We start from the raw sequence: 22915 nt of genomic DNA on the forward strand, positions 1-22915 counted from the left end.
CGGGCTACGGTGGGAGCGTGCAGGAGGAACCGCTAGACCCGTTCGCGGGCGACCCCACCGACCCGACGTCCGCTCTCGAGGACGACGGGCCCGGCCGTGGTGCGCAACCGCTCACGGCCGAGGAGCGGCAGGACGTGCTCGACGACCTCGCCGACCTCGACGTCTACGAGGCGCTGCTCACCGCACGCGACATCCGCGGCCTGGTCGTCGACTGCGAGGACTGCCGGGTTCCGCACTACTTCGCGTGGGACCTGCTCCGGGCCAACCTCCAGCACCTGCTGGTGGCCGGTCGCACCCGTGTGCACGAGCCGGCTTTCGACCCCGATCCGGCCGAGTACGTGACGTGGGAGTACGCCCGCGGATACGCCGACGGCATGCAGGACGCCGTCGAGGATGCGGACGACCCTGACGCCTGAGCGTTAACGCTGCGGCTTACCGGCACTAACCGATCATTCGGCCGGCGCGGACTCGGCTCCCGGCTCGGCCGGAGCCGTGCCGCCCGTCGAGGGTTCCGCGGTGGGCACCGGATCGGGGCTCTTCGTCTCCGTCGGCGTCGGCTCGGGGCTCTGCGTGCTCGGCTCGGGATCCGGCGCGCCCGTCGTCGGGCCGGGGTTGGTCGGGGTCGCCCCGCCGGTGGTCGGCGTCGGCACCGTCGAGGTGCCGGGCGGCGAGGCCTGGCTGGAGCTCCGCCCCTCGCGCTGACGCTGACGCTTCCACTTCGACTGCCCCGAGGGATCGGACGAACTGCTGCTGCCGGCACTCGAGGACGGCGCGGCGGTGGACGGGTTCCACCGGCTGCCCGGCACCACCGGGAAGTCGGGGATCGCGGCGGTCGTCTCCAGGTCCTGGCTGAGGCGATCGGCCTCGTCGGAACCTTCGCGGACGTTCTGGTCGAGCTTCTGCTGGGCCTCGTCGTAGTACCGCTGCGCCGCGTCGGTGTCGCCACGCTCCAACGCCTCGCGCGCCTTCCGCAGCGACACGTGTGCATCCTCGCTGGCTTCGATCGAGCGGGCCCGCTCGGCGTAGACGACCCGGCTGATCGGCCACAGCGTGTCGCCGGGGTGGGCGGTGGCCGCCGCGGCGACGCTCCCGGCCGAACCGGCGGCGAGCACCGCGGCCACCGCGGCCGTCGCGACGACGACCCGGTCGAACCGGCGGCGACGACCGGGGCCGCGGCGCCCCAGTTCGGTGACCGGCGGCTTGTCGTCGGCCGGCGGCAGCTCGTCGAACGACGCCCGGAACTGCTCGGTGGCGGCCTCGCTCGGGCGCACCGGCGGGAGCTGCTCGGTGGGGCGCGCGTAGCCCGCGGCGACGAACGCCGAGCGCACCGACTCGTCGATGCGGTCGGGGTCCGAGAACGGCGGGAGCTGTGCGGTGTCGTCGAACAGCGGGAGGACGTCGGTGTCGTCCTCGCGCGCCGGCGCGAGGAGCACCGGGGCCGGCGCCTCGGCGGCGTGCAGCGGCGGCAACCCCTCGTCGAGGTCGTCGCGCCAGGTGGTGAGCAGGCGCGCGGTGACGTCCGCCCGGTAGGTGGCGGGAAGTTCACCCCGCCCGAGAGCGTCGAGCAGAGCGTCGTCGCGAAGGATGGCGTCCACCCCGGCATCGGTCTCGGCGTCGGCGAACGGATCGGCCGGGCGCCGGTGATCGGGCCCGCCGTAGGGGCTGGGGATGCGGTGATCGCTCACGCCGTCTCCCGGACCACGGGGTCGACGGTGCGGCGCAGGCGGTTGAGCGCCCGGTGCTGGGTGACCCGCACCGAACCCGCGCTCATCCCCAGCGCCTGCCCGGTCTCCTCGGCGCTCAGCCCGACGGCGATGCGCAGGAGCAGGACGTCACGGTGCTGGGGCGGCAGCGTGTCGAGCAGGTCACGCATGCGCCGGGACCCGTCGGCCTCGATCGCGTACCCCTCGGGGCCCGCGTCGGTCGCCGCGGTCTCCGGCACGTTCTGCACCGGAACACCGAGCTCACGCGCCGCCACCCGGTGCGCGTCGGTCACTTTGTTGGCCGCGATGCGGAACAGGAACGCGGTGAAAGGGCGTCCCTGGTCGCGATAGCGAGGCAGTGCGTGCAACACCGCGAGACACACCTCCTGCGCTACGTCGTCCGCCGTCGTATAGGTACCGCCGCCTGCGCGCCCTAAGCGGGCGCGGCAGTAACGCACCACCATCGGCTGCACCTGCCGGAGCAGCTCGGCCGTCGCGGCCGGATCCGACCGTGCCGCCAGGGACGCCAGCACGTCCAGTTCGCGCCCGACCTCGCCCCCGGTGTTACCAGTACCGGTGATCGTCGTCCCCGTCATCGCCGTCCTGTCCGAGGACCGCATTCGTCTCCGCGCCCGCCTGGCTCACACGTGCGGGGCTCACGTCCAAGCCTGACCACGATTCCTGACCGTAGCCTGCCAGCCCGAGCCACGGGCGGCACCTGTCCGCTCGGCCCAATCGCATCCGCCGGACGGACGAGGCGGTCTGGCCCGGAGCGAGACGTCAATCCGCAGGTCAGAGGGGACCAGATCAAATTCTCAACTACTCCGTTAGGTCGTGAGCACTCCACTCACCACAAAGGTTGCGCAGCGTGACGACGAGGACTGACGGGAACGCTGAGTAACCAAGACCTGACACATCGGACGGTCCGGAAACTACCCAGGCTGGTATTTCACCCGGGAATGCTCGCGCCGCCAATCGGCCGTCCGGTCAATGCGGCGAGTCGGCCGGGCAGTTCGACGCACCCGGGCCGGATAGTTCGACGTAAGCGAATCGACGCAACCCCGTGTCATCACACGCTCTATCGACGCAAGATCGATGCAAAAGTTGTCTCGGTCGCGTTTCCCCGCCGCGACCAGGGGCATTAGCTGGATCGACCGCACTTGCACTTGGAGGACCCCATGGCCGACGTCCGCCGCCTTCCCGGACCGAACACCGACGTGTGGGACTGGCAGCTGCACGGCTCGTGCCGCGGCCTCGACAGCGCGGTGTTCTTCCATCCCGACAACGAGCGGGGTCCCTCGCGGGCCCGGCGTGAGAACGAAGCCAAAGCGATCTGCGCGTCCTGCCCCGTCGTCGACCCGTGCCGGGAGCACGCGCTGGCGGTGCGGGAGCCGTACGGAGTCTGGGGCGGCCTGTCCGAGGCCGAGCGCACCCAGCTGCTCGGCACCGGCCGCGGCGACGCGCTGCTCCCCCCGGTGGAGACCGAGGAGATCGTGCGCACGCTCTGAGCCTCCGGCGTGGTCAGGAGGTGGGCGGCCGGCGCGCCGACCCGGCTCTGCACCGCGGGCGGTGGTTCGCCGGGCGGCGTGACGACAAAAGGCCGGTGGGGAAGCCCCACCGGCCTTTCGCGTGCCTACGGACGGATCAGAAGCCCGGACCGTGGCTGTGCGAGTGGCCGTGGCCACCGTGCGAGTGGCCCGCGGGCTCCTCCTCGGCCGGCTTCTCGACGACCAGGCTCTCGGTCGTGAGCAGCAGACCCGCGATCGACGCGGCGTTGGCCAGCGCGTTGCGCGTGACCTTCACCGGGTCGACGACACCCTGCGCGAGCAGGTCGCCGTACTCGCCGGTGGCGGCGTTCAGGCCGGAGCCGACCGGCATCTCGGAGACCTTGCTGACGACGACACCGCCCTCGAGGCCGGCGTTCTCGGCGATGTTGCGCAGCGGGTACGAGAGCGCGGCGCGGACGATCTTGACGCCGGTCGCCTCGTCGCCGGTGAGGCCGAGGTCACCGTCGAGCGCCGGGGCAGCGTGCACGAGCGCGGTGCCGCCACCGGCGACGATGCCCTCTTCCACGGCCGCCTTGGTCGCCGAGATGGCGTCCTCGATGCGGTGCTTCTTCTCCTTGAGCTCGACCTCGGTGGCCGCACCCACGCGGATCACCGAGACGCCGCCGGAAAGCTTCGCGAGGCGCTCCTGGAGCTTCTCGCGGTCCCAGTCGGAGTCGGTGAGCTCGATCTCGTTCTTGATCTGCGCGATGCGACCGGCCAGACCCTCGGCGGTGCCGCCACCGTCGACGATCGTCGTGTTGTCCTTGGTGACGGTCACGCGACGAGCGGTGCCCAGCACGTCCAGGCCGACCTGGTCGAGCTTGAGGCCGATCTCCGGGGCGATGACCTGCGCGCCGGTCAGCTCGGCGATGTCGCCCAGCATGGCCTTGCGACGGTCGCCGAAGCCGGGCGCCTTGACCGCGACGACCGTGAAGGTCTTGCGGATCGAGTTGACGACCAGGGTGGAGAGAGCCTCACCCTCGACGTCCTCGGCGATGATCAGCAGCGGCTTCTTCGCCTCGACGACCTTCTCCAGCAGCGGGAGCAGGTCGGCGATCGACGAGATCTTCTCGGTGGTGACGAGGATGCGAGCGTCCTCGAGGACCGCCTCGAGGCTCTCGGCGTCGGTGGAGAAGTAGGGCGAGATGTAGCCCTTGTCGATCTGGAGACCCTCGGTGACCTCGAGCTCGGTCTCCATCGCCGAGGACTCCTCGACGGTGATGACACCGTCGGTGCCCACGACGTCCATGGCCTCGGCGATCAGGTCACCGATGGTGGCGTCCTGGGCCGAGATCGTCGCGACGTGCGCGATCGACTGCTTGGACTCGACCGGGGTGGCCTTCTCCAGCAGCGCGGTGTTCACGGCCTCGACCGCGGACTGGATGCCCCGGCGGACCGCGATCGGGTTCGCACCGGCGGCGACGTTGCGCAGGCCCTCGCGGACCAGCGCCTGCGCCAGCACGGTGGCGGTGGTGGTGCCGTCACCAGCGACGTCGTTCGTCTTGGTGGCGACCTCCTTGGCGAGCTGGGCGCCGAGGTTCTCGTACGGGTCGGTCAGCTCGACCTCACGCGCGATGGTGACACCATCGTTGGTGATCGTCGGGCTGCCGAACTTCTTGTCGAGGACCACGTTGCGGCCCTTGGGGCCGAGCGTGATCTTGACGACGTCAGCGAGCGCGTCGACGCCGCGCTCGAGGCCCTTCCGGGCGTCGTCGGAGAAGGAAAGAATCTTCGCCATCTGTTTGGCAGTCCCTATCTAGGTCTAGCGGCGCGAAACACGTACGCCCCGGCGGCGAGCGGCCGATGATGGCCGCCGCCACCGGGGCGCACGTGTCAAGACAAGGCTTACTTCTCGACTACCGCGAGCACGTCGCGGGCCGACAGCAGCAGGTACTCCTCGCCGGCGTACTTGACCTCGGTGCCGCCGTACTTCGAGTAGATAACGACGTCGCCGGCCTTCACGTCCACCGGAACGCGGGCGCCCTTGTCGTCGATACGGCCGGGGCCGACCGCGAGGACGGTGCCCTCCTGGGGCTTCTCCTTGGCGGTGTCCGGGATAACGATGCCGGAAGCCGTGGTCGTCTCGGCCTCGTTCGCCTGAACCAGGATGCGGTCCTCGAGCGGCCTGATGCTGACCTTGGTAGCGGTCGTCACGTCTTTGTCCTCCCCCTTCGTGGGGCGCAAACCGTTGCAATCCACCGGTGCTTCACGGGGCGGCTCGCCGTCGCGGGGATCAAGACGCCCTCGTGCACGAGTTGGCACACTCGAAGGTCGAGTGCTAAGGGAACACTAGCAGCTGTTGGCACTCCGTCAAGCCGAGTGCCAACTGATCAGCCGCACGTTTAGGTGGACCCGGACGCGGTATCCGGAAGGCGGCTACCCAGCATCTTTCGCGATCTTTCTCGTAGACACCGGGAAGTATGCGCGTATAGTTGCCGGGAGCGATCGCGCAGTTACTTTGCGTGCTGATGTTACAGAACTAGTTGTGACCCAGGCCGCAGAGTTCACGAACCGTTGACACGCCTACTCTTTCCATGCCGGGTGCGTGAGAGAAGAGTTGGTTCCAACCGGGGCCATGAGGCGGACCCCGCTGGAGGTGCGAAACTGATGCAGGCTCACATCGGCGACCGGGTCCACGTCCACGGCCACACGGCCGGGGTTCCGGACCTCTGGGGCGAGGTGCTCGAGGTGCGCGGCTCGGAAGGCCAGCCGCCCTACCTCGTCGCCTTCAACGACGGTCACCAGGGCTTGATCTTCCCGGGGCCGGACGCGGTCATCGAACACACGGTTTCCCGGTAGCCGCAGCTGGGCAACGGCCCAGCATGGGACGGATTCGGGTCGGCACGGCGTCGTGGACCGACCGGACGCTGATCGCCTCCGGCTGGTACCCCGACGGCGTCGACTCCGCCGCCGAACGGCTCGGCTACTACGCGTCGAACTTCGACATCGTCGAGGTGGACTCCACCTACTACTCCCCGCCGGCGGAGAACACCGCCGCGCTGTGGGCCGAGCGCACACCGGCTGACTTCACCTTCAACATCAAGGCGTTCTCGCTGCTCACGCAGCATCCGACGCGGCCGGGATCGCTGTACAAGGATCTCCGCGGGTCGCTGGACTCCTCGAAAAACGTCTACCTGAAGGACCTGGACGCCGGCGTCGTCGACGAGGTGTGGGAGCGGTTCCTCGCGGCGCTCGAACCGCTCCGGGCCGCCGGCAAGCTCGGCGCGCTGCTGTTCCAGTTCCCCCAGTGGTTCCCGATCGGCCGACGCAACCGCGAGTACCTGTTGCAGGTGAAGGAGCGGTGCGGGTCCGACCGGATCTGCGTGGAGTTCCGGAACAAGACGTGGCTCTCGCCGGAGAACCGGGACGCGACGCTGGAGTTCCTGACCGACTACCAGTTGCCGTACGTCGTGGTCGACATGCCGCAGGGGTATCCGAGCTCGGTACCGCCGGTGGTCGTCGCCACCAGCGACCTGGCCGTGGTGCGGTTCCACGGCCACAGCGAGAAGTGGACGTCGAAGGACATCCACCAGAAGTTCGGGTACCTGTACGGGCCCGAGGAGCTGGAGTCGTGGGCGGAACAGATCCGGACCCTGCCCGCCGCGGAGACCCACGTCCTGATGAACAACTGCTACTCCGACTACGCCCAGACCAACGCGCAGCAGCTCATCGACCTGTTGGGCTCGGGCGAGAAGCCGTAACCGCCTGCCGGTCTCGAATCCTCATCGGACCCCCGACTGGCGCAGATCTCCCCAAAATTGCCCTTCATCCGGTTAGCTGAACGGCATGAACCGGAAGATCAGGGCGTATCGCCGGTCGGTGGCGGTAACGCTGGCGTTCGCGCTGGCGGCCGTTCCGGGCACGGCATGCAGCGCCGACGAACGACCGCCAGCCGAGACGCCGGCGCCGCCGCAGGCGGTCGAGCCCGCGCCGTCGCCGGAGCTGCCGCCGGAGTTGCCCCTCGGCGGGCGGGAGATCTTCCCGCGGTACCGGGTGGTCGCGTACTACGGCAGCACCGGCGGCGGCACGCTCGGCGTCCTCGGCGAGGAACCACCGGACCGGATCGTTCCGCGGTTGCGCGCGGCCGCGGCACCCTTCGCCACCCCCGACCGGCCGGTGCAGATCGCGTTCGAGCTCATCGTCCGGATCGCCGACCGGAAACCCGGGAAGAACCGGGTCTACAGCCACAGCATCAAGCCCGCGGTGATCCGCCGGTACATCGAGGCCGCCGAGAAGGCGAAAGCGCTCGTCGTCCTCGACATCCAGCCGGGCCGGCTGAACTTCCTCGACGCGATCAAGCCCTACCGCTGGGCGCTCGAACACCCGAACGTCGGCATCGCGCTCGACCCGGAGTGGCGGGTCGCCTGGAACGAGGTGCCGGGCGAGGTGGTGGGGCGGGCGTCGGCCGCCGAGGTCAACGCGGCCTCCGCGTACGTTTCCGAGATCACCCGGGCCGCGCAGCTCCCCGAGAAACTGTTCCTGCTCCACCAGTTCCGGCGGGCGATGCTGCCCGACGTCGAGAAGATCGTGCCGCGGCCGGGCCTGGTGATGGTGCAGCACGTCGACGGCTTCGGGACGCGGCGCGAGAAGGACGCGACCTACGCCGCGGTGCGACGCCCCGCGCAGTTCAAGCTCGGCTACAAGCTCTTCTACGACGAGGACGTCGACCCGTACCGGCCCGCCGAGGTCCTGGCCTTCACCCATCCCCCGGACTACGTCAGCTATCAGTAGGACGGACGGCCGCGCTCGATCTCCCGGCGGCGGGAGTGCGCCGGCACCTGATTGCCGGCACCCCAGCCGAGCACCTGCACGGTGGTGGTGGTCGAGGTGAGCGCGCGCTTGGCGTTGCGCTCGTCCGACTCCAGGCGCGCGTGCGCCCGGTCGCGGATCTTCGTGACCGCGAGCATCAGCGTCTCGTCGCGGCCCGCGCCGATCCCGGTCATCACCTCGACCGCCTGGTCCGCCGCCGACACCGCGTCCTCGAGCCGCCCCACCGCGGCCATCGTGGTGCTGGCCGCCGCCAGCGACCGGGCCAGGTCGGGCAGGTGCGGCTCCGGGTCGAGGTCGGCCAGCCCGCTGCGGATGTCCACGGCCTCGGCCACCGGCGACAGCGCCTCGATCGGCCGCGACAGGCGCACCAGGCGGTTGGCCAGGTTGTGCAGCGACAGCGCCAGCTCCGGCAGGTAACCCTCGCCGACGGTGTCCACGAGCCGGCGGTAGACCGTGACGGCCTCCTCGACCGGTTCCAGCGCCTCCTCCATCCGACCGGCCTCGGCCAGCCGGATCCCCAGGTTGTTCAGCGACGCCGCGAGGTTCGGCAGGTACTCCAGCGAGTTCGACGCGACGAGCCGCCGGTACACGGCCACCGCCTCCTCGGCCGGCTGCAGCGCGTCCGCGGACCGGCCGGTCTCGGCCAGCCGGTTGCCCAGGTTGTTGAGCGCGAGCGCCAGCTGGGGCAGGTGTCCCACCGAGTCGGCGGCCACCAGCCGCCGGTACACGACCACCGCCTCCTCGGCCGGCTCGATCGACTCCTCCCAGCGCTCCAGGTCGGCCAGGCTGATCGACAGGTTCGTCAGCGAGAACGCGAGCTCGGGCTGGTAGGTGGCCCGGTTGATCACCGAGAGCCGACGGCAGACCGCCACCGCCTCCTCGACCGGGTCGAGTGCCTCCTCCCGCCGTCCGACGTCGGTGAGGCGGATGCCCAGCGTGTTCAGCGCGGACGCCAGTTCGGGCAGGTACCCGACCGAGTCCTGCGCGGCCAGCCGCCGGTAGGCGACCACCGCCTCCTCGGCGGGCGGCAGCGCCTCGTCCGGTCGTCCGGCGTCGGCCAGCGCGGTTCCGAGCAGGTCCAGCGACATCGCCAGGTCGGGCAGGTACGACGGGTCGGCCACCGCGAGCCGCCGCTGCACCGCGACCGCGTCCTCGGCCGGGGCCAGCGCGTCCTCGACCCGGCCCAGCGCCGAGAGCCGGATCCCCAGGTTGTTCAGGCAGCGCGCGTACTCGCTCAGCTCGTACGCCTGCGGATCGGCGCCCGGACGCGCGGCCGCGACCAGCCGCTCCGACACCGCGGCCGCGATCTCGGCCCGGCTGGGGGTGAAGCCGACCGACAGCACCAGCGAGTCCAGCTGACGCACGGTCTCCAGCGGCATCTCACGCGCGCTGATCAGGTCGGTGATCACCTTCGTGTACCGGGTCGGAGCCAGCAGCACGAGCGGCACCGCGTACCGGCCCGGCGCGGTACGCAGCAGCCACGGCAGCGACACGCTGATCCGGTTCTTCGCCCGTTCCTGCCGTCGCGACGGGGTGGGCGCGGACAGGCACCGGATCAGCGTCGTGGCCGCGTGCAGCGCGGCGAGCGGGTCGGCGTCGCCGGCGATGCTGGAGACGACCGCCGACCACTCCGGGTCGGCCAGGCTCCCGGCCAGGTCCAGCAGGTGCGCGTCGGCCAGCCGCGCCGGACGCGGCGGCGACCAGCCCTGCTCGGCCGTTCCCCGGTAGAGCCGGGCCAGCGCGATCGCGACGTCGGCGCGACGGTCGGCCGGCACCTGCCACGGCGCGGGCACCGACCGCAGCGCCCGGACGGCCGCTTCCGGTGTCGCCGCGGGCAGCAGGCTCACCACGGCCATCGCCCAGTCGCGCTGCCCGTCCTCGATCCCGCACCCGGCCGCGGCCAGCACCGCGGACACCTGCCGCCGCTCGTAGGCCAGCACTCCGGCGACGGGGTCGGGTCCGCCACCGTCACGGCGGGTGTGCCGACGCAACGACGGTGCGGTCGCGTCCAGCACGCGCAGGGCGGCGTCGGCGTAGAAGTCGAGCGTCGTCGCCCACAGACCGGCGGGCGCGGGGAACGTGAGCCGCTCCAGGTCGACGCGCGGCAGCACCCCGTCGGACACCGCCCGGTTCGCGAACGCGGCCACCGCCGAGCGCCACACCGCGTCGGACGCCTGCGGGCCGAGCTGCTGGGGCAGCGGGTGCAGCCAGACCGGGCTCGGCGCCACCCACGAACGCAGCCGGTGGGCCTCGGAGAGATCGGTGAACCAACCGTCGGGCGACCGGGCGAGCAGCAGCACCCGGACCCACGCCGCCGCGTCGTACTCGTCGATCGTGGAGAGCAGTTCGCCGACCAGCGGACCGACCGATTCGGCCTGGTCGACGACGAGCAGCGTCGGGGTGCGCAGCTCGACGACCGCGCGGATCCCCGCGATGATCTCCGGCGCCCGGCGCAGCTGCTGTTCCCACTCGACCTGGTCGGGGCCGGTCAGCTCCAGGTCGGTCGGGCCGGTCGTGCGCCAGGCCGCCGGCGGCAGGTCGAGGAACCCGGCCAGCCAGCCCTGGGCCTCCAGCGCGGAGCAGATCTGCTGCGCGGCGTGCGTCTTGCCCTGGCCGCCGGCTCCGCACAGCAGCCGCAGCACCGGGCCGCGGTCGGCCTGCGTCGCCCAGGCGACCAGTTCGTCGACCTCGGGGCGGGGCTCGGTGGGCACGATGCCCGCTTCCGGGCGCAGCCACTCGGACGCCAACCCGACCGGAACGAACCCGAACGGCTCGAACAGCAGATCGCGCACCTCGGCGATCGAGGTCGGCACCGGGAGCGGCGCCCGGACCCGGTCGCGCAGGTCGTCGTAGGGTTCCGCGAGCACCGGCAGGTTGTCGGGCTCGTCGGCGCTGGGGCCGGCCTCGATCGCCAGCAGCCCGCCGTAACCGGCGACGCCGCCGGCCCCGTACTCGGGGCCGTGGTTCGGGCCGGCGTAGTAGCCGGTGTCGTAGTCCTGGTAGCCGCCCCGGCCGTACGGGGACTCCGGGTCGTACGCGGAGACCGAACCGAGGCCGGACTCGTACGGGTCGTACGCCGGTGAGCCGGGGCCGTGCCCGGACGGGCCGTGGTAGGCCGCTTCGAACGGGTCGCGCTCGTCGCCGAACCCGTAGCGGTCGGGCGCCCCGTACCCCAGTTCCCCGCCGTACCCGGGAGCCGGTCGCTCCGCCGGTTTTTCGATGCCTTCGGACCGGATGTCGACTTCCACCCAACCACGCGATGCCCGCCGACCATCAGCCACCGCAGGTTCCCATGCTGTTGCGGCTCCTTCGGCTCCCGACTACACGGCGACATCATGAGCATCGTCGCTCGCCACCCACCTCTGCCATCACGCCGTTGAGCCCGCCTCGGTTCAACGTGTGAGGATCTTCTTCCGTGGAGATCTCGGACGTCGAGGCGCTGCGGTCCGCCGCGGGCGTGGCCGCGTTGGCGGATGCCGTGGCGGAGGGTGATCCACTGGCGCTCGCCACCCGGCTCCGCGCGGCCGGGCACGACCCCCACCTGGTCTCGCTGGCGCTCACCCAGCAGCGGCTCCGCCGCTCCGCCGCGGGCAAACTCGGGTCCGACGCCGCCGTCATGCTGTTCACCGCCGACGCCGTGGAGCAGGCCACCCGAGCGAGCGTGGCCGAGCGCCGGGCGGCCCGGCTGGCCGGGAGCGGCGCGACGCGGGTCGTCGATCTGGGCTGCGGCGCCGGGTCGGATCTGATCGCGCTGGCCCGGGCCGGCCTGGACGTCACCGGGGTGGAGCGGGACCCGGTGACGGCGGCGGTGGCAACCGCGAACGTGGAGGCGCTGGGGTGCACCGACCGGGCGCGGGTGATCTGCGCCGACGCGACGTCGGTGGCGCTCGACGGGTACGACGCCGCGTTCTGCGATCCGGCGCGCCGGGCCGGTGGCCGCCGGGTGTTCGACCCGGACGCGTACTCGCCGCCGTGGTCGTTCCTGCTGTCGGTGGCGGCCCGGATCCCGCGCACCGCGGTGAAGGTCGCTCCCGGTCTCGACCACGACCGGATCCCGCCCGGCGCGGAGGCGGAGTGGGTGTCCGAACGCGGCGACGTGGTGGAGGCCGCGTTGTGGTTCGGCCCGCTCGCGGAGACGCCCCGCCGCGCGTCGGTGCTCCCGGCCGAGCTCACCGGCAGCGGCGCCAGGGAGGCCCCGGTCGGGGAGATCGGCGGGTACCTCTACGACCCCGACGGCGCCGTGCTCCGCGCGCACCTCGTGGCCGAACTCGCGGACCGGATCGACGGACGCCTGCTCGACCCGGCGATCGCGTACCTCACCACCGACTCGCCGGCGGACACCCCGTTCGCCCGGGGCTACCGCGTCGAACACGTGATGCCGTTCGGCGTGAAACGGCTCCGCGCCGAACTGTCGCGACGCGGCGTCGGCCGGTTGGAAATCAAGAAACGCGGTACCGCGGTCACGCCGGAGCAGCTGCGCCCGCAGCTCAAGCTGAACGGCCCGAACGCGGCGACGGTGATCCTCACCCGGCTGGGCACGGCCCCGATCGCGATCCTCGGCCAGCCGCTCTAGGGACAGCTCACGGTGTCGACGAAGATCGCCGCGTAGCGCTTCGCGTCGACGCCCAGCGCCACGTCGACGACGGGCGCGGGGTACGCGCGGTGCGGGTCCCAGTCCTTGTCGCTCTCCGCGCGCCGGTCGACGAGCGTGGCGCCCCGGGTGTACCGCCCGTCGAGCTCGACCCGCACCGGGAGCGCCTCGGTGGTGAGGCCGTCCGGCGTGATCACCGCGGCGACCGCACCGGCGTCGCCGATCTCGGCCGAGTCTGCTTCGCCGGTCATCCGGAACAGCAGGAGCTGACCGGCCAGCCGGGCCGACGGCACGTCGGACGCGGCCATGGCGGTGGCCTCGGCCGCGGAGACCCGGACCGAGTAGAAGACGTCCAGCCCGTACATCGTGACCGGCACGCCCGCGCCGAACACGATCGCGGCCGCCTCCGGGTCGGCGAAGACGTTGAACTCGGCCGCCGCGGTGACGTTGCCGCCGTTCACCGCGCCGCCCATCAGCACGATCCGCTCGATCTTGGGCCGCACCTCCGGGTAGGTGCGCAGGAGCAGCGCGATGTTCGTCATCGGCGCCAGCGGCACCAGCGTGATCGGGGCCTCGGCTCCGAGCAGCAGGTCACGCAGCAGCTCGACGGCCGGGCGCCGGTCGAGCGGGCGCGCGGAGTCGGGCAGGTCGACGCCGGCCAGCCCGTCGGCGCCGTGGACGTGTTCGGCGGTCTGGGTGGCGTCGGGCTCGGCCAGGTGCGGAGGGTCCAGCAGCGGACGGGCGGCGCCGGCCGCGACCGGCAGGTCGAGCGGCGCCCCGGCGGCGTCGAGGACACGCAGGGTGTTGCGTACCACCGCCTCCAGGCCGGTGTTGCCGGCCACGCACGTGACCCCGCGCAGGTCGAGCGCCGTCGACTTCACCGCCAGCAACAGCGCGAGCGCGTCGTCGACGCCGGTGTCGACGTCGAGGATCACCGGTCTACCGGGCTGAAATCCCATGAGTGCGCCTCTCGTCGGAGCCAATGGTTCGGCGGATCGGCCAGCGCGACCGGCTCCGACCGCCAGCGGGAGATCACCACGAGCCGGTTGTCCGCGGACGTGAACACCTCGGAGCTGACGTGGCCCAGCTGTCGCTCGAGTTCGGGCACCGCCACCGCGCAGGCCCAGTCGACGAGCTCCTGGTGCGCCCCCGGGTGGGCGGCCATCTCGACCATCCGCACGATCACCGGGTCACACCGGCCAGAACCACTTCGGTGACCGGCAGGGACGAATCGGCCGGCAGGTCGAGCGGGGACGGCGCGACCCCGGCGGCGACCAGCCGCGAGCCGAGCGCGGCGACCATCGCCCCGTTGTCGGTGCACAGCTTCGGCCTCGGCACGCGCAGCTGGACGCCGGCTTTCTCGCACCGGTCGGCGGCCAGCGACCGCAACCGCGAGTTCGCCGCCACTCCCCCGCCGATCAGCAGCGTCTCCACCCCGTGCCGCTTGCACGCGTCGATCGCCTTCGCGGTGAGCACGTCGGCCACCGCCTCCTGGAAGGACGCGGCGACGTCGGCGACCGGGACCGGCTCGCCGTTGCGCTGCCGGGTCTCCACCCAGCGCGCGACCGCGGTCTTCAACCCGGAGAACGAGAAGTCGAACCGGTGCTCGGCGTAGTCGCGCGGGCCGGTCAGCCCACGCGGGAACGCGATCGCGCCCGCGTCGCCCTCGCGGGCGGCCTTGTCGATCGGCGGGCCGCCGGGGAACGGCAGGCCGAGTACCCGGGCGACCTTGTCGAACGCTTCGCCGGCCGCGTCGTCGATCGTGGCGCCGAGCGCCTCGACGTCACCGGTGAGGTCGTCGACCAGCAGCAGCGACGAGTGCCCGCCGGAGACCAGCATCGCGATCGCCGGCTCGGGCAGCGGGCCGTGCTCCAACGTGTCGACCGCGACGTGGGCGGCGAGGTGGTTGACGCCGTAGAGCGGCTTGTCCAGGGCCACCGCGTACGCTTTCGCGGCCGCGACACCGACCAGCAGCGCCCCGGCCAGGCCGGGACCGGCGGTCACCGCGATCGCGTCGACGTCGGCGAGCGTCACGTTCGCGTCGGCGAGCGCGCGGTGCACGGTGGGCACCATCGCCTCCAGGTGCGCGCGGCTGGCCACCTCGGGCACGACCCCGCCGAACCGCGCGTGCTGATCGACGCTCGACGCGACGGCGTCGGCCAGCAGCTCGTAGCCGCGCACGATGCCGACGCCGGTCTCGTCGCAGGACGTTTCGATGCCGAGCACCAACGGCTCGTCAGTCATTCTCTCTCCCTGGTGCTTCCAAGCGCATCACTATCGCGTCGGCGCCGCTCGGCTGGTAGTAACCGCGGCGCAGGCCGATGGCCTCGAACCCGCGGCGGGCGTAGAGCCGCTGCGCCGGTGCGTTGTCGGCGCGGACCTCGAGCAGAACCTGCCGGGCGTCGCGCCGTGACGCCTCGGTGAGCAGTTCGTCGAGCAGCCGCGCGCCCAAGCCGTGCCCCTGCCGGTCGCGCCGGACCGCGATGTTCTGCACCCAGGCGTCGTCGGGCCCGTAGACGCACAGCCCGGCGTACCCGACCACGTCGTCGCCGTCGAGCGCGACGCGGTACCAGCGGGTGTCGGCCTGGGCCAGTTCGGACCAGAACATGCCCGGCGACCACTCCTCGTCGCCGAACAGGTCACGTTCGATCGGGCCGACGGCCTCGATGTGCCACCAGCGCATCGGTGCGGTGACCGTCTGCACCACTCCGGTCACGTCAGCACCGATTTGGCGGCGCCGGGTTCGACGGCGTCGGGCCGACGCAGGTAGAGCGGGGTGAGCGGCTCGGCCGGCGCTTTCTCCAGTACGCGTGGCGCGGCGCGGGCGACGAGGCCCTCGACGGTCGGGTACTGCGGCTCGCCGACGGGCAGCCCGAGTTGCTCGGCGTAGAGCGCCGCCCCGCTGCCGACCGCCACCTCGGGTCGGCCGAACTCACCGGCGTCGAGCCGGGCCCGCAGGTCGGCCGGTTTGGCGACGTCGGGCCCGTGGACGCGGGCCCCGGTGGCGTCGTAGGTGGCCCAGTAGACCTCGCGGCGCCGGGCGTCGGTGGCGACCAGCACCGGACGGCCCGGCACGACCAGACCGTCGAGCGAACAGACCGGGTAGGCCGGTACGCCCAGGGCGTCGGACAGGGAGGCCGCGGTCACCAGGCCGACACGCAGACCGGTGAACGGACCGGGGCCCACGCCGGCGACGATCGCCGACAGGTCCGCGGCGGAGACGCCCGCTTCAGACAGCGCCGCGGTGATGCTCGGGGCCAGCGTCTCGCCGTGCCGCCGGGCGTCCACGACGACGCGACGCGCGCGGACCGTGACCGCGGAGGGGGCGGTGATCTCGGCGACACCGACGGTGACGGCGGCGGTGGCCGTATCGACTAGCAGAACCAGCACCCCGCAAGCCTACTGATTCGCCGGCGCCGACTGCGGACGGCGCGGTGCGTAGCGGAGCGGACACAGCACGCGTCAGCGGCCACACGGTCGGGTCGGTCCGGAGCCTCCACGCTAGGGGACGGGCCGCTTCCAGGACCGGGAGGACGACGTGAGTTACGAGCTGTACGAGCCGAACCCGTACCACGCACCCGCTCCGCCACCGCCACCGCCGAGGCGGAGCGCCTCGGGGTGGATCGCGCTGGGGATCGTGGCCGCGCTCGCGGTCCCGGTGCTGATCGTGCTCGGCTGCGGCTTCGGCGGCATCCTGCTGGCCGCGAAGAGCGGGGCCTCGCCCAGCCCGTCCGCGAGCACGACGCGGGAGACGGTCCAGCCCGCCGGCGGCCCGTACCGGTTCCAGCTGCCCGCCGGATACGTCCCGATCGACGCGCCGGCCGACGCGCGCGGCACCCTCGAGCACGCCACCGCGGCCGCGCTCGCACCGGGCGACACCGCGAACATCCTGCTGGCCGGCTCGGCCACGCTTCCCGTCGACACCGGGACGCTGGCCGAGGACGCGCTCCGCACCGAGGTCGACGCCACCGTCGCCGCGCTCGGGCACGACGCGAGGACCGGCCAGGCCACGTCCGTCCACGGCTACTCCGCGTACCGCTACGACTTCGTCTACGGCAGTGCCCACGCCGACAGCTACTTCGTCTTCAAAGGCACGACGATGGTGCAGGTGCTCTGCCGGTGGGCCGACCAGAAGGACGCCGTGCGCCGTGGCTGCGACGACCTGCTCGCGACACTGACGATCACCTGAGACACGGGTGTGATAGCTGTGTCCGGTACGCGACAGTGATTGCGTCGGCATCAGCACAGCGAAAACGACGTCGGCGCAGCAAGCTGGACAGAAGTCAGGGCTGGTGAGCCCTGCTGACCGAGCACGGGGCGCCCGAACCAGGAGATACGGAACATCCCGTCGTCACCCTGGTCACGCTAGTAGTGCGGTGAAGCGTCCGAGATGGTTGTCTGGCTCTCCCGCTCCACCTAGCGTGCTCTTCATTCACGCCGCGCTGGACCTAGACGGAGAGAACGGAACAGGCAGTGAGCTACGACCCGAACCAGCCCTATGGCGGGCAGCCGTCCGACCCTTATGGTCAGCCGGCTAACCCGTACGGTCAGCCGCCCTCTTCGGGCTCGCCGTACAACCAGCCGTCGTCGGGCTCGCCGTACGACCAGCCCGGTTCCGGTGCCCCCTACGGACAGCCGGGTTCCGGCGCGCCCTACGGACAGCCGCCGGCGAACCCGACCGCCCCGTTACCCAACGACCCGTACGCCAACCCGAGCGCGGGTGCGTACGGCAACCCCAGCGCGGGCGCGTACGGCAACCCCAGCGCGGGCGCGTACGGTGCCGACCCCTACGCCCAGCCGGCCGACCCCTACGCCCAGCCCGCCGCCGCGTACGGCGCTCCCGGTGGCGGTTTCCCGCCGCCGCCTCCGCCCAAGAAGAAGAACACCGGCGTGATCGTCGGCGGCATCATCGCGGTGGCCGTCATCATCATCGCGGTCTGCAGCATCGGCGGCTGGCTGGTCGCCAACAGCGACACCACCGAGACCTCCGCGAGCGGCAAGCCGACCGCGCCCTCCGCGTCGACGCTGCCCACGCAGGGTGCTTCGGCCTCGCCCAGCCCCACCGGGCCGTCGATCGACACCAGCCGTCCCGAGGTCGCCCCGGCCGGCGGGCCGTTCAGCACGCGGCTGCCGAAGGGCTTCCAGGAAGTCGTGACGCCGAGCTCCGACAACACCGGCGGCGCCCCCGACTACACCGCCGCGATGGCCAAGACCGCGGGTGAGGCCGACGACCTGCTGGTCGTGGACTCCTACACGCTGAAGATCGACTCGACGTCGGTCAGCGACGCGGCGCTCGAGGGCGAGTACGACGCCCTGGTGAAGCAGATCGGCCAGGACGCCACCACCCGGCAGAACGTGAACTACAACGGCTACCGGGGCTTCCGGTACGAGTTCAAGTTCGACTTCGCCAACGCGTACAGCTACTTCCTGCTGTACAAGAACCAGCAGATCCAGGTCCGGTGCCAGTGGGCCGACCAGGAGACCGACATCAAGACCGGTTGCGAGTACCTGCTGAAGAACATCCAGATCACGGGCTGACGTCCGGGCTCACCCGATGGAGCTTCGTACCGGTCACGCCGGTACGAAGCTCCACTTGTCTCTCCGACGGTCGGCCGGGTGCGGATCACTCTTCGATCACGGATCGGCAACCATCGACCCCGCTGGCCCCACCCACCCGGCACCATCAACGCACACAACGAACGCCGCCGACTAAACCCCTGGTCGGCGGCGTTCGCGGTGTTCGCTAGTGGAAGCGCGTCTTCAGCTCGCGCTTGAGCACCTTGCCCGAGGGCCCCAGCGGGAACGCGTCCACGAACTCGATGATCCGCGGGTACTTGTGGCCGGCCAGGTGCGTCTTCGCCCACCCGATGATCTGCTCCTTGTCGGGCGACGCCCCGGGGTTCGGGACGATCACCGCGCAGACCTCCTCGCCGTGCGTCGGGTGCGGCACCGCGATGACGGCGACCTGGGCGACGTCGGGGTGGCGCATGAGCACTTCCTCGACCTCACGCGGGTACACGTTGAACCCGCCGCGCAGCACCATGTCCTTCTTGCGGTCGACGATCGTGATGTAGCCGTCCTCGTCCTTGGTGCCGAGGTCGCCGGTGCGGAACCAGCGGTCGACGATGGCCTCGGCGGTGGCCTCCGGCCGGTTGAGGTAGCCCTTCATGATGTTGTGGCCGCGGATGACGATCTCGCCCAGCTCACCGGTGGGCAGGAACTCGATCCGCTCCTCGATCTCCGGCCGCGCGATCTCGGCGTCGACGCCCCAGATGGGCCGGCCGACCGTGCCCGGCTTCGTCGGCCAGCCCTTCTGGTTGAACGTGGCGACCGGGGAGGTCTCGGTGAGGCCGTAGCCCTCGTAGACCGGGATCTGGAAGACCTGCTCGAACTGCTCGAGCACGGCCAGCGGCAGGGAGGCGCCGCCCGAGATCGCCAGGCGCAGCGGCGGCTTCTCGCCGCCTTCGGCGTTACGCAACGCGTCGAGCAGCGCGATGTACATCGTCGGCACCGCGATGAAGTTGGTGACCTTCTCCTTCAGCATCAGCGCGAGCGCGCCGGGGCCGTCGAAGCGGGGCATCAGCACGAGCGTGCCGCCGGCCCGGAACGTCACGTTGAGCGACACGGTCTGCCCGAACGAGTGGAACAGCGGCAGACAGCCGAGGACGACGTCGTCGGGGGTGGTGTCGAACGAGGAGATCACGCTCGTGTCGACGTTCATCACGATGTTGAGGTGCGTCAGCATCGCGCCCTTGGGCTTACCGGTGGTGCCCGAGGTGTAGAGGATCACCGCGACGTCGTCCGGCTCGGCCTGCTCGTAGGCGGCGATCGGGTCGGTCTGCTGTGCGAGATCGTCGAGGCGCGGCGCGTCGATCTCGTCGGTGCCCAGCACCGTGAACAGCGGCACCCCGGCCAGCTCGGCGCCCTTGGCTCCCTCGCCGAGCAGCGGGCCCGCGCAGACGAACAGCTTCGAACCGGAGTCCTTCAGTACGTACTCGATCTCCTCGGCACGCAGCAGCGCGTGCACCGGAACGACCACCGCGCCCAGCGCCGCCGCGCCGTAGTACGCGAAGACGAAGTGCGGCGTGTTCGGGATGAGGATCGAGACCCGGTCACCCGGGCCGATGCCCTGGGCGCGGAACACCGCGGCGTACCGCTTGGCCTGGTCCCAGACCGCGGCGTAGGGCAGCCGCAGGTCGCCGAGGACCAACGCGGTGTGGTTCGGACGCCGAGCGGCGGTCTCGGCGAGGATCGAGGCGACGGAGAGGGGCAAGACGGACCTCCGGGCGGCGGCAGCGACGACGTCCTTTCGATCGTGCCACCGCTACCCGGAGCCCGCACGGAGTTCTCGCTGCTAGCAGCCCTGTTGCGCCGCGATCGCACCGGTGGGGCATACTGCGCGAATGCGTTCGCTCGAGGTTCAGTTGCCGCTCTACGGCGACGACCGCGAGCGCGGTGACTTCCCCGGAGGCGCGGGCCGCTGACCCCCGCCCCTGCTCACCGAGGACGACCCGTGTCACCGTTTGCCCTGCTCCGACGGCCCTTCGTGGCCCGACTGCTCGCGTCCAGCCTGCTCGGACGGCTGCCCACCGGCATGGTTCCGGTCGCTCTCGTGCTGTTCAGCCGCGGCTCGGACGTGGGGTACGGCGTCGCCGGCCTGTTCGCCGCCGCGTACACCGCCGGTGGCGCGATCGGCCAGCCGCTGCTGGCCCGCTGGATGGACCGCACCGGCCAGACCCGGATCATCGTCGGCGGCGGCGTGGTCAGCTCGGTCGGGCTGGCCGTGCTGCCGTTCTCCGGCGTCGTCGGTGGCCTGGTGATCGCCGCCGTCGCGGGTGCGGCCACCCCGCCGCTCGAACCCGGGCTGCGGGCGATCTGGCCCGGCCTGCTGTCCGGCCCCGACGTGCCCAGGATCTACGCGCTCGACGCCGCCGCGCAGGAGCTGGTCTTCGTCGCCGGCCCGCTGCTCGTGCTGCTGGCCAACTCGTTCGGCCCGGCCGGTGGGCTGTACGCGGCCGCGGCGATCGGGCTCACCGGCGCGCTCTGGTTCGCGGTGGCACCGGCGTCCCGCCAGTGGCGCCCCACGGAGGTGGGTGAGCGGCACTGGGCCGGTGCGCTGCGCCCGGCCCGCCTGCGCCGCCTCTACCTGGGCATCTCGCTGGTCGGCCTGGCCGTCGGGACGTTCCCGGTGGCCGCGTCGGCGTTCAGCGAGGCGTCCGGCGACCGCGGCTGGACCACCTGGCTGGTCGCGGCCAACGCGGGCGGCGCGCTGATCGGCGGCGTCTGGTTCTCCGGCCGCTCGCACCGGTACTCCCCCGGCCGGGTGCTCCCCTGGCTGTTCGTCGCGCTGGGCTTCGGCTACCTGCCGCTGGCGTTCCTGCCCACCGACCCCGGTGTCTTCCCGTTCGCGCTCGGGCTGACGCTGGTCAGCGGCCTGTCGCTGCCCCCGCTGATGACGCTGACGTTCCTGGTCATCGACCGGCTCGCCCCCGAGGGAACGGTGACCGAGGCGTTCGCGTGGCTGATCACCGCGTTCCTCGTCGGCAGCTCCACCGGCGCCGCGGTGGCCGGCGCGATCGTCGCGCAGACGTCGCCGAGCTGGGTGTTCGTCCTGGCGTGGGCCTCCGGGCTGCTCGGTGCCCTGCCCGTGGTCAAGCTAGTTCAGCGCTAGGAGGCGCTCCGGCCAGTCGCCGCCGTGCGGCACCAGCGTCGCGGTGCGCACCTCGGTCTCGTCGTCCCGGTCGAGCCGGATCTCCAGGTAGGCGTCGGTGAGCTGCTCGACCAGACCGGCGCCCCACTCCACCACGGTGACCGCCGCGTCGACGTCGGCGTCCAGGTCGAGATCGTCGACCTCGGCGACGTCACCCAGCCGGTAGGCGTCGGCGTGGACGAGGGGCAGCCGGCCGCCGGGGTGGATGCGTGAGATCACGAACGTCGGGCTGGTGACCGCGCCGCGGACACCGAGGCCGGCCCCGATCCCCTGGGTGAGCTGGGTCTTCCCGGCGCCGAGCGGGCCGACGAGCACGATCAGGTCACCGGCCCGGAGCAGCGGGGCGAGTGCCCGGCCGAGGTCCCTGGTGTCCTCCGGGGTCTTGAGTTCCATCAGGCACCCTTCCGGCGCAGGATCTTCTCCAGCGCGCGTCGTTGTTGTTCACCGGCACGCCGCGCCCAGCCGCGACGCTGCTTCGCCGCCGCCACCTCGGTGCGGTGCGGCGCCTCGGTCGGACGGCGTCCCGCCGCCACCTGCACGGCCCTCCGGAACAGCTCGAGCAGGGCCTCGTTCGTCGCGTCGGCGTGCTCCATCAACGTGCAGTGGCCGCCGTCGGAGACCTCCAGCAACGCGGCGTGGGGCAGCAGCTTCGCGATCTCCCTGGTGTGCTCCACCGGCGTCAGCAGGTCCCTGTCGCCGCAGACGACGAGCGTCTCGACGTCGGCGAACGCCTCCAAGGCGGCGTACCGGTCGTGCTGCGAGAGCGTGCCCAGGTACCCGGCGATGACCTCGACCCGCGTGCCGTCGTTCATCCGCTCGACGTACTCCACCAGCGCCGGGCTGGGGTTCGCGCTGCCGAACCCGTACCGCTCGGTGAGCAGGTAGGCCAGGTCGCTGCCCGAGCGGCGGCCCCGCTCGGCCATGATCGGCTGCCAGCGCAGCACCTTGGTCAGCGCCGGCGTCAGCGCGCCACGCAGCCAGGCGACGATCGGCGGGAACCCGAGCGCGACGTCGTCGAGGTGGCCGGCGGACGTGGAGATCAGCGCCACACCGACGACCCGGTCGAGCACCAGATCCGGGTGACGCTCGGCGAGCGCCATCAGCGTCATGCCGCCCATCGAGTGCCCGGCCAGCACGAGCGGACCGTCCGGCGCGACCTTGGTGATCACCTCGGCGAGCGAGTCGGCCAGCTGGTCGATCGTGTAGTCGCCGTCCGGGCGCGGCCCGGAGTGCCCGTGGCCGGGCTGGTCGTAGAAGACCATCCGGAGCTTGGGTTCCTCGTGGCCGGTGAAGACCCGCCGCTGGAAGTGCCAGGTGCCCATGTCGAGGGCGAAGCCGTGCACGAAGACCACGGTCAGGTCCGGTTCGCCGTCGGCCTCCACGATCTCGACGTGCAGGTCGACGCCGTCCGCGGTGACGGTCTGCGCGCTGTCGTAGGGCAGCGCGCCGAACGGCTCGTCGGCGTAGGGATCACCGACGCGGCGCCGGCGGCGGGTGGCGAACCGCTCGGCCGCGACACCGGCCGCCGCACCGGCGGCCATCGAGCCGACCAACGCGCCGGCCAGGCCGAACGCGCCTTTTGCCAGTCCCACGA

At 71.9% G+C, this 22915-nt stretch carries 22 protein-coding genes; 9 read left to right on the top strand and 13 right to left on the bottom strand.

Annotated features, from left to right (window positions below):
- The first annotated feature begins 17 nt into the window (after positions 1-17).
- A complete protein-coding gene (locus tag ABD437_RS05030; protein WP_035857767.1) occupies positions 18-416 on the top strand; it encodes a DUF5319 family protein in 399 nt (132 codons plus the stop codon).
- A gap of 33 nt (positions 417-449) precedes the next feature.
- Here ABD437_RS05030 and ABD437_RS05035 read toward each other — a convergent pair whose 3' ends face one another.
- Positions 450-1685, bottom strand: coding sequence for a tetratricopeptide repeat protein (locus tag ABD437_RS05035; protein ID WP_344647563.1), 1236 nt, complete (start codon positions 1683-1685; stop codon positions 450-452).
- Positions 1682-2299 (bottom strand): RNA polymerase sigma factor ShbA, encoded by a 618-nt coding sequence (shbA, locus tag ABD437_RS05040; RefSeq protein ID WP_344647564.1) that lies wholly within the window; start codon positions 2297-2299, stop codon positions 1682-1684. The genes ABD437_RS05035 and shbA overlap by 4 nt, the downstream gene beginning before the upstream one ends.
- A gap of 582 nt (positions 2300-2881) precedes the next feature.
- Between shbA and ABD437_RS05045 the strand changes: the two genes are divergently transcribed.
- On the top strand, positions 2882-3211 hold the full coding sequence (locus tag ABD437_RS05045; RefSeq protein WP_344647565.1) for a WhiB family transcriptional regulator: 330 nt from the start codon (positions 2882-2884) through the stop codon (positions 3209-3211).
- Positions 3212-3347: 136 nt separating this feature from the next.
- Here the strand turns inward: ABD437_RS05045 and groL are convergent, their stop codons facing one another.
- Positions 3348-4988, bottom strand: a complete 1641-nt coding sequence (groL, locus tag ABD437_RS05050; RefSeq protein ID WP_344647566.1) for a chaperonin GroEL — start codon at positions 4986-4988, stop codon at positions 3348-3350.
- 107 nt (positions 4989-5095) lie between these two features.
- Positions 5096-5404 (bottom strand): co-chaperone GroES, encoded by a 309-nt coding sequence (groES, locus tag ABD437_RS05055; RefSeq protein WP_344647567.1) that lies wholly within the window; start codon positions 5402-5404, stop codon positions 5096-5098.
- A gap of 453 nt (positions 5405-5857) precedes the next feature.
- On the opposite strand from groES, the gene ABD437_RS05060 reads away from it, so the two are divergent.
- From ABD437_RS05060 to ABD437_RS05070, 3 genes are all read left to right on the top strand, one after another.
- Entirely contained in the window at positions 5858-6049 is a 192-nt protein-coding gene (locus tag ABD437_RS05060; protein ID WP_344647568.1) for a DUF1918 domain-containing protein, read from the top strand.
- 23 nt (positions 6050-6072) lie between these two features.
- Positions 6073-6951: a DUF72 domain-containing protein gene (locus tag ABD437_RS05065; RefSeq protein WP_344647569.1), complete on the top strand. Its 879-nt coding sequence runs from the start codon at positions 6073-6075 to the stop codon at positions 6949-6951.
- 85 nt (positions 6952-7036) lie between these two features.
- The gene (locus tag ABD437_RS05070) at positions 7037-7981 is read left to right on the top strand and encodes a hypothetical protein (RefSeq protein ID WP_344647570.1); all 945 of its coding nucleotides are present in this window, start codon (positions 7037-7039) and stop codon (positions 7979-7981) included.
- Here ABD437_RS05070 and ABD437_RS05075 read toward each other — a convergent pair.
- Positions 7975-11268 (bottom strand): tetratricopeptide repeat protein, encoded by a 3294-nt coding sequence (locus tag ABD437_RS05075; RefSeq protein WP_344647571.1) that lies wholly within the window; start codon positions 11266-11268, stop codon positions 7975-7977. The two genes, ABD437_RS05070 and ABD437_RS05075, sit on opposite strands and share 7 nt — an antisense overlap.
- Positions 11269-11435: 167 nt before the next feature.
- Between ABD437_RS05075 and ABD437_RS05080 the strand changes: the two genes are divergently transcribed.
- Positions 11436-12593 (top strand): class I SAM-dependent methyltransferase, encoded by a 1158-nt coding sequence (locus ABD437_RS05080; protein WP_344647572.1) that lies wholly within the window; start codon positions 11436-11438, stop codon positions 12591-12593.
- Here the strand turns inward: ABD437_RS05080 and ABD437_RS05085 are convergent.
- The 5 genes from ABD437_RS05085 to tsaB are packed head-to-tail and all read right to left on the bottom strand — an operon-like array spanning position 12590 to position 16001.
- The gene (locus ABD437_RS05085; protein ID WP_344648153.1) at positions 12590-13546 is read right to left on the bottom strand and encodes a nucleoside hydrolase; all 957 of its coding nucleotides are present in this window, start codon (positions 13544-13546) and stop codon (positions 12590-12592) included. The genes ABD437_RS05080 and ABD437_RS05085 overlap by 4 nt on opposite strands.
- Positions 13543-13797, bottom strand: a complete 255-nt coding sequence (locus ABD437_RS05090) for an antibiotic biosynthesis monooxygenase family protein (protein WP_344647573.1) — start codon at positions 13795-13797, stop codon at positions 13543-13545. Before ABD437_RS05090 ends, ABD437_RS05085 begins: the two co-directional genes overlap by 4 nt.
- On the bottom strand, positions 13794-14855 hold the full coding sequence (gene tsaD, locus ABD437_RS05095) for a tRNA (adenosine(37)-N6)-threonylcarbamoyltransferase complex transferase subunit TsaD (protein ID WP_344647574.1): 1062 nt from the start codon (positions 14853-14855) through the stop codon (positions 13794-13796). The genes ABD437_RS05090 and tsaD overlap by 4 nt, the downstream gene beginning before the upstream one ends.
- The gene (gene rimI, locus ABD437_RS05100; RefSeq protein WP_344648154.1) at positions 14848-15294 is read right to left on the bottom strand and encodes a ribosomal protein S18-alanine N-acetyltransferase; all 447 of its coding nucleotides are present in this window, start codon (positions 15292-15294) and stop codon (positions 14848-14850) included. The genes tsaD and rimI overlap by 8 nt, the downstream gene beginning before the upstream one ends.
- A gap of 29 nt (positions 15295-15323) precedes the next feature.
- Positions 15324-16001, bottom strand: coding sequence for a tRNA (adenosine(37)-N6)-threonylcarbamoyltransferase complex dimerization subunit type 1 TsaB (gene tsaB, locus ABD437_RS05105; protein ID WP_344647575.1), 678 nt, complete (start codon positions 15999-16001; stop codon positions 15324-15326).
- A gap of 148 nt (positions 16002-16149) precedes the next feature.
- Between tsaB and ABD437_RS05110 the strand changes: the two genes are divergently transcribed.
- On the top strand, positions 16150-16800 hold the full coding sequence (locus ABD437_RS05110; RefSeq protein ID WP_344647576.1) for a hypothetical protein: 651 nt from the start codon (positions 16150-16152) through the stop codon (positions 16798-16800).
- A 284-nt stretch (positions 16801-17084) separates the two neighbouring features.
- Positions 17085-18149 (top strand): hypothetical protein, encoded by a 1065-nt coding sequence (locus ABD437_RS05115; RefSeq protein ID WP_344647577.1) that lies wholly within the window; start codon positions 17085-17087, stop codon positions 18147-18149.
- Between the two features lie 205 nt (positions 18150-18354).
- Here ABD437_RS05115 and ABD437_RS05120 read toward each other — a convergent pair whose 3' ends face one another.
- Positions 18355-19884, bottom strand: a complete 1530-nt coding sequence (locus ABD437_RS05120) for a long-chain-fatty-acid--CoA ligase (RefSeq protein ID WP_344647578.1) — start codon at positions 19882-19884, stop codon at positions 18355-18357.
- 240 nt (positions 19885-20124) lie between these two features.
- Here ABD437_RS05120 and ABD437_RS05125 point away from each other — a divergent pair, with 240 nt between their 5' ends.
- Positions 20125-21282, top strand: coding sequence for an MFS transporter (locus ABD437_RS05125; RefSeq protein WP_344647579.1), 1158 nt, complete (start codon positions 20125-20127; stop codon positions 21280-21282).
- Here the strand turns inward: ABD437_RS05125 and tsaE are convergent.
- Together tsaE and ABD437_RS05135 are read right to left on the bottom strand one after the other, a co-directional pair.
- Positions 21268-21714 (bottom strand): tRNA (adenosine(37)-N6)-threonylcarbamoyltransferase complex ATPase subunit type 1 TsaE, encoded by a 447-nt coding sequence (gene tsaE, locus ABD437_RS05130; protein ID WP_344647580.1) that lies wholly within the window; start codon positions 21712-21714, stop codon positions 21268-21270. The genes ABD437_RS05125 and tsaE overlap by 15 nt on opposite strands.
- The gene (locus ABD437_RS05135; RefSeq protein WP_344647581.1) at positions 21714-22913 is read right to left on the bottom strand and encodes an alpha/beta fold hydrolase; all 1200 of its coding nucleotides are present in this window, start codon (positions 22911-22913) and stop codon (positions 21714-21716) included. The genes tsaE and ABD437_RS05135 overlap by 1 nt, the downstream gene beginning before the upstream one ends.
- Between the last annotated feature and the right edge of the window lie 2 nt (positions 22914-22915).

It is taken from the genome of Cryptosporangium japonicum (genome assembly GCF_039524755.1).
Classification (GTDB): domain Bacteria; phylum Actinomycetota; class Actinomycetes; order Mycobacteriales; family Cryptosporangiaceae; genus Cryptosporangium; species Cryptosporangium japonicum.

Excerpts from the sequence above, each read along its gene's own strand:
- shbA (WP_344647564.1), bottom strand. The coding sequence starts at position 2,299 with ATGACGGGGACGACGATCACCGGTACTGGTAACACCGGGGGCGAGGTC.
- ABD437_RS05045 (WP_344647565.1), top strand. The coding sequence starts at position 2,882 with ATGGCCGACGTCCGCCGCCTTCCCGGACCGAACACCGACGTGTGGGAC.
- groL (WP_344647566.1), bottom strand. The coding sequence starts at position 4,988 with ATGGCGAAGATTCTTTCCTTCTCCGACGACGCCCGGAAGGGCCTCGAG.
- ABD437_RS05060 (WP_344647568.1), top strand. The coding sequence starts at position 5,858 with ATGCAGGCTCACATCGGCGACCGGGTCCACGTCCACGGCCACACGGCC.
- ABD437_RS05065 (WP_344647569.1), top strand. The coding sequence starts at position 6,073 with ATGGGACGGATTCGGGTCGGCACGGCGTCGTGGACCGACCGGACGCTG.
- ABD437_RS05070 (WP_344647570.1), top strand. The coding sequence starts at position 7,037 with ATGAACCGGAAGATCAGGGCGTATCGCCGGTCGGTGGCGGTAACGCTG.
- tsaD (WP_344647574.1), bottom strand. The coding sequence starts at position 14,855 with ATGACTGACGAGCCGTTGGTGCTCGGCATCGAAACGTCCTGCGACGAG.
- rimI (WP_344648154.1), bottom strand. The coding sequence starts at position 15,294 with ATGCGCTGGTGGCACATCGAGGCCGTCGGCCCGATCGAACGTGACCTG.
- tsaE (WP_344647580.1), bottom strand. The coding sequence starts at position 21,714 with ATGGAACTCAAGACCCCGGAGGACACCAGGGACCTCGGCCGGGCACTC.